Genomic DNA, 10,979 nt, shown 5'->3' with positions numbered 1-10,979 from the left:
GCCGTCCGTCGGTGAGATGGTACCGCCGGGCGGCGTCGGGGTCACGGTCGCGCCGATGTGCTACCCACCAAAAGTTCCGAAGAGCCTATTATTTGTCCGGTCGTAGACGTACATTCGTTCCATCGAGAGGATTGAGGGGCGGAGGTACGTATGAGCACGGAGAAGAACATCGTTCTGTTTGAGTCTGCGGATGGCGAGGTCTCGCTGCCGGTGAGAGTTGACCCTGCCGGAGACGAGATCTGGCTCAACCGTAGCCAGTTGGCTGCGCTCTACGGCCGCGACGTCAAGACGATCGGCAAGCACATCGCAAATGCGCTGCGGGAGGAGCTTGCGGGAAGCGAGGACCGAACTGTCGCAAAATTTGCGACAGTTCGGCTCGAGGGCGATCGCGAGGTTGTCCGGCAGGTCGAGCACTACAACCTCGACATCATCATCTCCGTCGGCTATCGCGTAAAGTCGCGGCGCGGCGTTGAGTTTCGCCGCTGGGCCACGGACGTGCTGCGTCGCTACGTCGTGACCGGCCACGCGGAGAACGAGCACCGGCTCGAGCAGCTGGGCCAGGTCGCCAAGGCGATGGCGCGCATCCCGAACGACCTGGGAACACGCCAGGTCCTGGACATCGTGCAGAGCTACACTGCCGCGCTCGACCTGCTCGATGACTACGACCATATGTGCGTCACGGCGCCTGACGGTGCGCCGTCAACGTACGTCCTCGGCTACGAGGAGTGCCGCGGCGTGATTGACTCCATGCGCTTTGGCCAGGAGAGCTCGCTCTTCGGCGTGGAGAAGGACGAGTCGTTCAAGGGCGCCATCGGCAATGTGTTCCAGAGCTTCGGCGGGCGCGACCTCTACCCGACGCTCGAGGAGAAGGCTGCCAGCCTTCTGTACTTTGTCGTGAAGGACCATAGCTTCCTGGACGGCAACAAGCGCATCGCGGCCACTATCTTCCTCTACTTCCTCGACCGCAACGGAGCGCTCTTCACCCCGGCCGGCGACAAGGTCATCGACGACAGCACGCTCGTCGCGGTGACGCTGCTCATCGCCGAGTCAAATCCGGAGGAGAAGGACGTGATGGTAGCGCTGGTGAGACACTTTCTGCATCGTGTGTGACTGTTTGCCGGGAGAGCCTACACGTCCATGACCGTGCCGATGAAGACGGGCGTCTCGGTGCGCTGGTCCACGATGAGGAAGACGAACGGCCGGTCGAGAATAACCTCGCGCTCCTGCGGCGGGTCGGATAGCGCCGAGGCGCCGCTGAGCATCTCCACCTCCGTGGCGGCTGCGGCGCGCGTTCCCTCCTCGTCCACCTCCACGTGGGTCTTGTGCAGCACCTCCCCGACATAGAGCGGCCCGTCGTCGGAGGAACCCATGGGCGAGAAGTTCGCGAGCTCGGGGTCGAAGGCACCCGTCATCCCGAGCGCCCGGAGGTCGTTCGCCAGGCCGTTCTCGTAGGTGAGCTCTAACCGCGGCAGTCCGATGTGGACGATCGTGTTGTCAACGGGCAGGAGCAGCGAGCGTAGGCTCGCACCGTCCAGGTCGCTCACCAGGTCGGAGACGGACGTCCCCTCTCGGGGGAGCAGCCCCACGAAGGCGAGCTCGTCGTCCGCGTATGACTTGATGAATCCCGTGGCCAGGTCGCTCTCGAGATAGAGGCCCTCGGTGGCGTGCATCATGTGCGCGGTGCGCTCGGTGCCGTCCTCGCGGGTGAACGTTGCGTCCTCGGTCCGCCCGGGGTCGAAGGGCGCCGAGAAGACCTGGGCTCCCAGCCGTGCCCGGCACGTCTCGAGGTAGTCGTCGCCGACGCTCAGTCCGTCTGAGTCGCGCAGCCAGACGGAGTTGGCCAGCGCGATGGGGGAGTCCTTCTCGTCGGCGAGCGCCGCGTACCCCTGGAGAGAGTCGGTGAGGCCGTCGATGTCCCGTCCGGCGACCCGCTCGATCTGGGCGCGCGTCTGCCCCGCCGCGCCGTTGCCCGTCAGCGCGAGCGAGGGTGCGAGCGGGGCGGCTGGTCATGACGACTCCCCCCGACGGCGTTGGCACCATTGTAGACGCCGGGGCGCCGGCCGAAGGGAGCCTTCGCGCGCGAGTCTGTTAGCGGCTATGCGTCAAGCTCGGTTATGACAAAGAGCTGAGGGTCGATCGTCGCCTCGGGATTCTCGTAGTGGGCGAGGCAGACCTCGTCGAAGTCGTCGCGCGGCGCGATGCCGTAGCGCTTGGTCAGCGTGCTCCCGTCGGCGAAGGTTGCCGTCAGTGAGAACGTGACCCCTGCGAGAACGCCTGCGCTTCGCCGTTCGAGAAGGGCCTGATAGCGAGCGTAGTCCTCATCCGTGGAGTCGTCGGCGTGTGCCCGTGTCGACGCCGCCTCGATTTCATCGTCCGTGGGGAACGTCACCCAGATCTGTCGGCTGAAGTCCTCCTCGTCAGCGGCCAGATCGTCGAAGGCCACGGTGAAGCTGGTGAACGAGTCGCCGCCGGAGGGAAGCGCCTCGCCCTGACCGATTCTGTCGCGATGGTTGTAGAGCGCGTCCAGCCATACCCAGGGCTCGGTGACGGGGTCGTCGGGCTGACCGACCGCGCTCACGCGGTCGCCCTCGAGCGCGCACGTGACGCTCGCGATGTTCGACCCCGTGCAGGCGAGGTCAATCGATCGCGTGGTGTACCAGCTGCCATCGTCTCCGCCGCCCATCGAGGATGCCGTGCCGATGAAGCTGCTGAGCACCGTGTCGGAGCCCTGCGACGTGCCCTCGGCGTAGGCGCGCAGCGCGAACCAGTTGTCCGCCGCACCGCCGCCCCGCCTCTCGTCGGGCCGCGTCACGATTGACAGGGCGAGAAGTGCCGCCGCGGCGCCCAGGGCTCCCAGTCCCACGCCCACCGCAGCGCGTCTCGTGATGCCGCGCCGACGCGAGTCGCGGCCCTTCTCGGCAGTCGCTTCCGCGAGGACGCTCCTGCGCACGCCCTCTGGAAGGCGGACGTCTCGTGCGTGTGCCCTGAACTGGTCAAGCGTCTGCTTGTTCATGATGCGTCTCCCTCCGGTTCGAGAATCTGTCTCATCTGCTTGCGGGCCCGGTGCAGGCGCGTGCGCACCGTCGCGGGCGGGCTGCCCACGATGCGGGCGATCTGCGCGGTGTCGTACTCCTCGACGTAGTGAAGTAGCGCCACCACGCGGAGCTTTGCGGGCAGCCTGCGGAGCGCCTGCCACACCGGGTCCGCCCGCAGCTCCGCGAGCGCGGCGTCCTCGGTACCGGCGCTCGGCGAGGGGAGCCGCAGCTCCGCCTGCTCGTCGAGGGCGTCCACGCGACGGCGCCACAGCGCCCGGTGGAGCTCCCGGCAGCGGTTGACCGTCACGCGCAGCAGCCAGGCGCGCAGGTGCTCGTCGCTCGTGAAGACGGACGTGCTTGTGAGCAGCCGCAAGAACACGTCCTGCGCCACATCTTGGGCGTCGGCCTCGCAGCGCGTCTGCGCGAGCGCCACGAGATAGACCGCGCTGCCATGCGCGGCCATCGCCTGGCGCATGAATGCCTCGCCGCGCCCGCACGAGCGAGACTCGTGGGTCTCGGTTGCCATGAGCATCACCTCCTCACACAGTACATGCGCGAGAGGGGCAGAATGTTCCCTATGGAGGGGGTACCTCACGCACCGGCGACCAACAAAATGACCCGAGGGGGCGCGGTCCCCCTCGGGTCATTTTGTTGGTCGCGACTCGGCTTTTGCCGAACGCCTGCTAGACGATGGTCCAGCCGCCGTCCACCAGCAGCAGCTGGCCGGTCACGTAGCTGGAGGCGTCGGAGGCGAGGAAGAGCATGGCGCCGTTGAGCTCGCCGGGGTTGCCGCGACGGCCCATCGGGCAGTTCTCGCGGATGCCGCGGTCGTAGCTCTCGTCGGTGACGGCGTCGGCCATCTCGCTCTTGAAGTAGCCGGGGCCGAGCGTGTTGACCGTGATGCCGCTCTTGGCCCACTCGGCCGCGAGCGCCTTGGTCATCATGTAGACGGCGCCCTTGGCCGTGGAGTAGCCGGAGCGCGGCAGGCCGTTCATCGTCACCTGGCAGTGGAACGAGCCGATGTTGATGATCTTGCCGTAGCCCTGCTCCAGCATGACCTTGCCGACCTCGCGGGCCACGTAGAAGACGCCGTTGACGTTGGTGTTGATGACGCGCTGCCACTGCTCGTCGGTGGTCTCCACGGCGGGCGTGGCAAAGCCGGCGGCGGCGTTGTTGATGAGGATGTCGATGCGCCCGAACTCCTTGTGGATGCGCTCGATGCCGTCGCGCACCTGCTGGGTGTCGGTGACGTCGCACGGGACCACGAGGCAGCGCACGCCGTACTTCTCGACCTCCGCGCAGACATCCTGGAGCTTCTCGACGCGACGGGCCATGATGGCGACGTTGGCGCCCTGCTCGGCGAGGCACAGCGCGAACTGGCGTCCCAGACCGGACGAGGCGCCCGTGACCACCGCGTACTTCCCGCTGACATCGAAATAGTTCTTCATGCCGAATCCTTTCTTTTCCGAACTATCTATATTGAGTTACATTGGTATTCATTATATAACCACATAGCTATAAGAGAAAGAAGGTAGAAAAACATGAAGGAGAGGCTCTTTTCCGCGAAGGTGGACGGAAGGTTCTACTACGGCTGGGTCATGCTCGTGTGCGCCTTCATGCCGATGTTCATCTGCTATGTCGTCAAGGTCAACTGCGCACCGCTGTTCGTGGGCCCGCTGACCGAGGAGCTCGGCATCACGCGCACCGCCTACACGCAGACCAACACGCTGATGACCGTCACCATGATGGTGGCCTCGCTGTTCGTGGGGAAGTTCTACAAGAAGATCCCCGTGAAGTTTGCCCTCACGGCGTGCGTGGCGCTGACCAGCGCGTGCTACGTGCTCATGTCCTTTGCCAACTCGATCTGGGAGCTCTACGTCTACTCCGCCATCCAGGGCATCGGCTGGGCCGGAGCCACCACGCTGCCGACCACCATCATGGTGAGCAACTGGTTCGGACCCAAGGTCAAGGGCACGGCCATGTCCATCGCGATGCTCGGCAGCGGCGCGGGCGCGCTCGTGTGGATCGGCATCGTGACCTCGATCATCTCGGCGTCGGGCTGGCGCACCGGATTTCTCGCGATGGCGCTCATCAACGCGCTGGTCATCCCCATCGCGCTGATCTTCGTGGTGAGCATGCCCATCGACAGGGGCTTCAAGACGCGCATCGGTGACCCCACGGCCGAGGAGCTGGCAAGAAGCTCGGCGGCCGAGAGCTCGACGCCCGCCCAGAGCGCCGGCATCACCGGGCGCCAGGCGCTCACGACCGCGCGCTGGTGGTGCCAGTTCGCCGCCGGCATGGTGACGATGATCGGCGCCTCGGCCTTCTCGTACTACTGCGTCGACTACTTCACGCAGCTCACCGGCGACGGGACGCAGGCCGCCTCGATCTACGCGGGCGCCCTGGGCACGCTGGTGATCGGCAAGTTCCTGCTCGGCGTGCTGACCGACGTGCTGCACGTGAAGCGCACCTCGGTGATCGCGCCGCTGTTCTATGCGGGCGTCTTCGTGTGCCTCGCGCTGGCCTCGCAGAACATGACGTTCGCGACCGTGATGGTGCCGCTGTACATGATCGGCGGGGCGCTGCCGTCCGTCATCCCGTTCCTCATCACCTCGCTCAACTTTGGTGACAAGGAGTACGGCGTGATGAGCGGCTGGATGAACATCGCGGGCAACATCGGCCAGATCATCGGTCCCACCGCCGCGGCGCTCGTCTTTGACACGACGGGCAACTACGTCATGGCGTGGGTCATCTTTGCGGCGCTGATGGTCGTCGTGGCCGTGCTCTACTTCCTCTCCAACGTCGTGAGCAGGAAGAAGATCGAGGCCATGGGCTACACGCCCGCCTCGTAGCGCGCGCATCGGCGGCTCTTGAGGACGGCCCGCACCTCCCTGATGGGGTGGGTGCGGGCCGTCTGTCACAAGTTGGGCGGTTTTTCGGGGAGCTCTGAAGTACGGCTTCTGCAGTCTCATTTTCCTACCTGCGAAAATGAAAGTACACAACAGATCGATACTCATGGGGGCGCGCAAAAATCGCCCAACTTGTGACGAGAGCTACGCCTCCGCCCCGCTCGGCGGGCGGTTGACCACCACGATGCCCACGCTCACCAGCGCGAGCGCGGCCATCGCGACCAGCGGGCTCACCACGTCGGTCTCGCCGAGCAGCAGGGCGGACAGCAGCACGCCGAAGACCGGGTTCATGAAGCCGAAGACCGCCACGCGTGAGACGGGGTGCAGCGCCAGCGCGAGCGACCACAGCGAGTACGCGGCGGCGGAGATGAAGCCCAGGTAGGCGAGAAGCGCGAGCGCGGGCAGCGGGTTGGCGGCGTCGGCGGGCGCGACGTGGCCACCCAGGCCAAACCCCACAAGCATCATCACGATGCCGCCGAGGAAGAACTGCCAGCCGGACAGCAGCACCGGGTCGTGGCTCGCGGAGAAGCGCTTGGCGAGGTTGCTCGAGGTGGCGGCGGCCACGGTGGAAGCGAGCACCATACCCTCGCCGGCCAGCGTGAACGTGAGGCCGCCGGACCCGCCGGCCACGTTGACGAGCACCACGCCCGCAAACCCCACGACGCACCCGATGACCTTGCGCGCCGTGAGCCGCTCGAAGCGGAACACGAGCGCGGCGAGCAGCACGCAGATGAAGGAGTTGCTCGCCTCGAGGATGGAGCTCGTGACGCCCGCGCAGTTGGCGAGGCCCACGTAGAAGAGGACATACTGCAGCACGGTCTGGAACACCGAGAGAGCGCCGATGGCGGGCAGGTCGCGACGCTCGGGCAGGTAGGGGCGCCGCCGCGCCACGCTCATGCCCGCAACCACCATGAGCCCGGCCAGTGTGAAGCGCACTCCCGCAAACGCAAGAATCGACGGCACGTCGGCCGCGTCGATCGCGAACATCCCGTAGCCGATCTTCACGCACGGGAACGCCGACCCCCACAGGAAGCACGCCCCCAGGCACGCCAGCACCAGCCCCGGCGTCGTGGCGAGAAACCCCTTCGACTTCTGATCGCTCACGAGAAGAACCCCTCTGTTGAAGTTTCTGGACCTGTACGCGGCTGCGCCCGGGCTTCTCGGCCGGCGATTTCTGGCGAAGCCAGTGAGCCGGCGAGAAGCCCGGGCGCAGCAAACCCTGCGGTCAGGCTATGCCGTGAAGTACGCCACTCCGCCCTCGATGAGCGGCTGGTACGCGTTGCCCGGCACGTTCTTGTAGAGGCCGGCGCCGCTGCGCTCGGTGTGGCCCATCTTGCCCAGCACGCGGCCGTCCGGCGACGTGATGCCCTCGATCGCGAGCACCGAGCCGTTGGGGTTGACGTCGAGCGCCATGCTCGGCTCGCCGTCCTCGCCCACGTACTGCGTAGCCACCTGGCCGGCGGCCAGCATCTGGGCCAGCAGCTCGTCAGAGGCCACGAAGCGGCCCTCGCCGTGGCTGATCGCGATGTTGTGCACGTCGCCGACCTCGCACTTGGACAGCCACGGGCTGAGCGTGCTCGCCACGCGCGTGCGCACCAGGCGGCTCTGGTGGCGCCCGATGGTGTTGAACGTGAGCGTGGGGCACTCGTCGGTCATCGGGCGGATGTCGCCGTAGGGCACCAGGCCCAGCTTGACCAGGGCCTGGAAGCCGTTGCAGATGCCCAGCATGAGGCCGTCGCGCTTCTGCAGCAGCTCGCGCACTGCCTCGGTGACCTCGGGCGCGCGGAAGAACGCGGTGATGAACTTGGCCGAGCCGTCGGGCTCGTCGCCGCCCGAGAAGCCGCCCGGGATCATGACGATCTGGCTCTTGCGGATGCGCGCGGCCAGCTCGCGCGTGCTCTCGGCCACGGCGTCGGGCGTGAGGTTGTTGATCACGAAGACGTCGGCCTCGGCGCCGGCGCGCTCGAAGGCGTGCGCGGTGTCGTACTCGCAGTTGGTGCCCGGGAAGACGGGGATGATGACGCGCGGGCGCGCCACGTGGACGGTCGGGGCGGAGCGGGTGACGCCCTTTGCCGTCGCGTCGAACGAGACCGCCTGGACCTTCTCGCCGTCGGCGCGGTAGGGGAAGACGCCCTCGAGCGCACCCTCCCAGGCCTCCTGGAGCTCGGCGAGGTCGATCGTCTCGCCGTCGGCCACGAGCTCGTAGGCATCCGTGGTGGTGGCAAAGACGGAGACCGTGACGCTGTCCGGCGCCTCGGGCAGCTCGGCGTCGTCGGCCAGCTCAACGAGGAAGCTGCCGTAGGACGGGCAGAAGAGGGCGTCCGCGCCGAAGGCCGGCGCCACCTCGAGGCCCAGGCGGTTGCCCACGCACATCTTGAACGCGGCCTCCGCGACGCCGCCGTAGCCGAGCGTGGAGACGGCCAGCGCGTCGCCGCGCGCCACCAGGCCCTCCACGAGGTCGTAGACGGCGAGAAGCGACGCGGCGCTGGGCGTGAGGCCGTCGTCCTCGTAGTCGGGCACGAGCACGGCCACGCGGTGTCCCGCGCCCTTGAGCTCGGGCGAGGTCACGCGGTCCACGGCGCCGAGGCCGGTGGCAAACGAGACGAGCGTCGGCGGGACGTCGAGGTCCTCGAAGCTGCCGGACATGGAGTCCTTGCCGCCGATCGAGCCGATGCCCAGGTCCACCTGCGCCATGAGGGCGCCGAGAAGGGCCGCGGTGGGCTTGCCCCAGCGCTCGGGCACGTCGCGCAGGCGCTCGAAGTACTCCTGGAACGTGAGGTAGAGCCGCTCGTGCTCGAAGCCGGCGGCCACCATGCGGCTCACGGACTCGACGACGGACAGGTAGGCGCCCGTGTACTGGTTGGCGCTCATGAGGTAGGGGTTGAAGCCCCACGCCATGCCGGAGCACGTGGTGGTCTCGCCGTCCACGGGCAGCTTGGCGACCATGGCCTGCGCCGGCGTGAGCTGCGTGCGGCCGCCGAACGGCATGAGCACGGTGGCCGCGCCGATGGTGGAGTCGAAGCGCTCGGAGAGGCCCTTGTTGGAGGCCACGTTGAGGTCGGTCACGAGCGAGCGCATCTTCTCGGCGAGGGTGTCGCCGGCCCAGGTGCGCTCGTACTCCTCGGGCGCCTCCACGTGCACGTTGGTGGCCTTGGGTGCGCCGTTGGACGAGAGGAACGCGCGGCTCACGTCCACGATGGTGTCCCCGCGCCAGCGCATGCGCAGGCGCGGCTCTGCGGTGACGGTGGCCACCGGGGTGGCCTCGAGGTTCTCCTCGCGGGCGTAGCCGAGGAACTCGTCCACGTCGGCGGCGGCCAGCGCCACGGCCATCCGCTCCTGGCTCTCCGAGATGGCGAGCTCGGTGCCGTCGAGGCCCTCGTACTTCTTGGGCACGAGGTCGAGGTTGATGTCCAGGCCGTCGGCCAGCTCGCCGATGGCCACCGAGACGCCGCCCGCGCCGAAGTCGTTGCAGCGCTTGATGAGACGGCACGCGTCCTCGCGGCGGAACAGGCGCTGGAGCTTGCGCTCGATGGTGGGGTTGCCCTTCTGGACCTCGGCGCCGTCCTTCTCGAGGGACTCGACGTTGTGGGCCTTGGAGCTTCCGGTGGCGCCGCCGATGCCGTCGCGGCCGGTGCGCCCGCCCAGCAGCACGATGACGTCGCCGGGGGCGGGGCACTCGCGGCGCACGTGGCTGGCCGGGGTGGCGCCCACCACGGCGCCGATCTCCATGCGCTTGGCCACGTAGCCCGGGTGGTAGAGCTCGCTGACCTGGCCCGTGGCCAGGCCGATCTGGTTGCCGTAGCTGGAGTAGCCGGCCGCGGCGGTGGTCACGAGCTTGCGCTGTGGCAGCTTGCCCTCCATGGTCTCGGAGACGGGGACCGTGGGGTCGGCCGCGCCGGTGACGCGCATGGCCTGGTAGACGTAGCTGCGGCCGGAGAGCGGGTCGCGGATGGCGCCGCCGATGCAGGTGGCCGCGCCGCCGAAGGGCTCGATCTCGGTGGGGTGGTTGTGCGTCTCGTTCTTGAAGAGGAAGAGCCAGTCCTGGTCCTCGCCGTTGACGTCCACCTTGACCTTGACGGTGCAGGCGTTGATCTCCTCGGACTCGTCGAGGCCGGTGAGCTGACCGGTGTGCTTGAGGTACTTGGCGCCGATCGTGCCCATGTCCATCAGGCAGACGGGCTTCTCGTCGCGCCCGAGCTCGTGGCGCATCTCGAGGTAGCGCTCGAAGGCGGCGCGCACCACGGCGTCGTCGATCTCCACGTTCTCGAGCGCGGTGCCGAAGGTGGTGTGGCGGCAGTGGTCCGACCAGTAGGTGTCGATCATCCGGATCTCGGTGATCGTGGGGACGCGCCCCTCGTCGGCGAAGTAGCTCTGGCAGAAGCGGATGTCCGCGAGGTCCATGGCCAGGCCGCGCTCGTCGATGAAGGCCTGGAGCTGGGCGTCGTCGAGCTCCAGGAAGCCGTCGAGCACCTCGACGGCGTCGGGCTCGGGCGGGCGCTGGGTGAGCGTCTCGCGCGGCTCGAGGGAGGCCTCGCGCGCCTCCACGGGGTTGATCACGTAGTGCTTGACGGCCGCGACGTCATCGGCGGTGAGGGCGCCCTCGAGCACGTAGACCTTGGCCGAGCGCACCGTGGGCCGCTCGCCCTGGCTGATGAGCTGGATGCACTCGCTCGCGGAGTCGGCGCGCTGGTCAAACTGGCCGGGCAGGAACTCCGTGGCGAAGACCGCGGCGCCCTTGGCCACGGGCGGCATCTCGGGCGTGGCCACGTCGGTCTGCGGCTCCGAGAAGACCGTGGGCACGCAGCGCTCGAAGAGCCCGGCGTCGATGCCCTCCACGTCGTAGCGGTTGATGATGCGCAGGCCGGTGAGGGCGTCGAGCCCCAACAGCGACCTCAGCTCGTGTGCGAGGGAGCGTGCCTCCCCGTCGAAGCCGGCCCTCTTCTCTACGTAGATGCGCGAGACCATCCGCTGCTACCTCCCGGTCCTCATGCGATAGGTTCCACCATTCTACGGCAAAACCCTACCGTTCGCCGAT

The 10,979-nt window shown here is 67.6% G+C and carries 8 protein-coding genes; 2 read left to right on the top strand and 6 right to left on the bottom strand.

What is annotated here, in order from left to right:
• Nucleotides 1–150: 150 nt before the first annotated feature.
• A complete protein-coding gene (gene rhuM, locus ACWTSU_RS00350; RefSeq protein ID WP_455137914.1) occupies nt 151–1,110 on the top strand; it encodes a RhuM family protein in 960 nt (319 codons plus the stop codon).
• Between the two features lie 17 nt (nt 1,111–1,127).
• Here the strand turns inward: rhuM and ACWTSU_RS00345 are convergent, their stop codons facing one another.
• The 4 genes from ACWTSU_RS00345 to ACWTSU_RS00330 form a co-directional block, all read right to left on the bottom strand.
• The gene (locus ACWTSU_RS00345; protein WP_455137915.1) at nt 1,128–1,766 is read right to left on the bottom strand and encodes a serpin family protein; all 639 of its coding nucleotides are present in this window, start codon (nt 1,764–1,766) and stop codon (nt 1,128–1,130) included.
• A gap of 329 nt (nt 1,767–2,095) precedes the next feature.
• On the bottom strand, nt 2,096–3,013 hold the full coding sequence (locus ACWTSU_RS00340; protein WP_455137913.1) for a hypothetical protein: 918 nt from the start codon (nt 3,011–3,013) through the stop codon (nt 2,096–2,098).
• Nucleotides 3,010–3,561 (bottom strand): RNA polymerase sigma factor, encoded by a 552-nt coding sequence (locus ACWTSU_RS00335; protein ID WP_455137912.1) that lies wholly within the window; start codon nt 3,559–3,561, stop codon nt 3,010–3,012. The genes ACWTSU_RS00340 and ACWTSU_RS00335 overlap by 4 nt, the downstream gene beginning before the upstream one ends.
• Nucleotides 3,562–3,718: 157 nt before the next feature.
• Entirely contained in the window at nt 3,719–4,483 is a 765-nt protein-coding gene (locus ACWTSU_RS00330; protein ID WP_455137911.1) for an SDR family oxidoreductase, read from the bottom strand.
• Nucleotides 4,484–4,576: 93 nt separating this feature from the next.
• Between ACWTSU_RS00330 and ACWTSU_RS00325 the strand changes: the two genes are divergently transcribed.
• On the top strand, nt 4,577–5,887 hold the full coding sequence (locus ACWTSU_RS00325; RefSeq protein WP_455137910.1) for an MFS transporter: 1,311 nt from the start codon (nt 4,577–4,579) through the stop codon (nt 5,885–5,887).
• A gap of 201 nt (nt 5,888–6,088) precedes the next feature.
• Here the strand turns inward: ACWTSU_RS00325 and ACWTSU_RS00320 are convergent, their stop codons facing one another.
• Nucleotides 6,089–7,048 (bottom strand): DMT family transporter, encoded by a 960-nt coding sequence (locus tag ACWTSU_RS00320; protein WP_455137909.1) that lies wholly within the window; start codon nt 7,046–7,048, stop codon nt 6,089–6,091.
• A 126-nt stretch (nt 7,049–7,174) separates the two neighbouring features.
• Entirely contained in the window at nt 7,175–10,909 is a 3,735-nt protein-coding gene (locus ACWTSU_RS00315; protein ID WP_455137908.1) for a phosphoribosylformylglycinamidine synthase, read from the bottom strand.
• Nucleotides 10,910–10,979 lie beyond the last annotated feature (70 nt).

Source organism: Thermophilibacter sp. (genome assembly GCF_966187215.1).
This window is presented reverse-complemented; position numbering and strand designations above follow the sequence as displayed.

Excerpts from the sequence above, each read along its gene's own strand:
- ACWTSU_RS00315 (WP_455137908.1), bottom strand. The coding sequence starts at position 10,909 with ATGGTCTCGCGCATCTACGTAGAGAAGAGGGCCGGCTTCGACGGGGAG.
- rhuM (WP_455137914.1), top strand. The coding sequence starts at position 151 with ATGAGCACGGAGAAGAACATCGTTCTGTTTGAGTCTGCGGATGGCGAG.
- ACWTSU_RS00335 (WP_455137912.1), bottom strand. The coding sequence starts at position 3,561 with ATGGCAACCGAGACCCACGAGTCTCGCTCGTGCGGGCGCGGCGAGGCA.
- ACWTSU_RS00330 (WP_455137911.1), bottom strand. The coding sequence starts at position 4,483 with ATGAAGAACTATTTCGATGTCAGCGGGAAGTACGCGGTGGTCACGGGC.
- ACWTSU_RS00340 (WP_455137913.1), bottom strand. The coding sequence starts at position 3,013 with ATGAACAAGCAGACGCTTGACCAGTTCAGGGCACACGCACGAGACGTC.
- ACWTSU_RS00325 (WP_455137910.1), top strand. The coding sequence starts at position 4,577 with ATGAAGGAGAGGCTCTTTTCCGCGAAGGTGGACGGAAGGTTCTACTAC.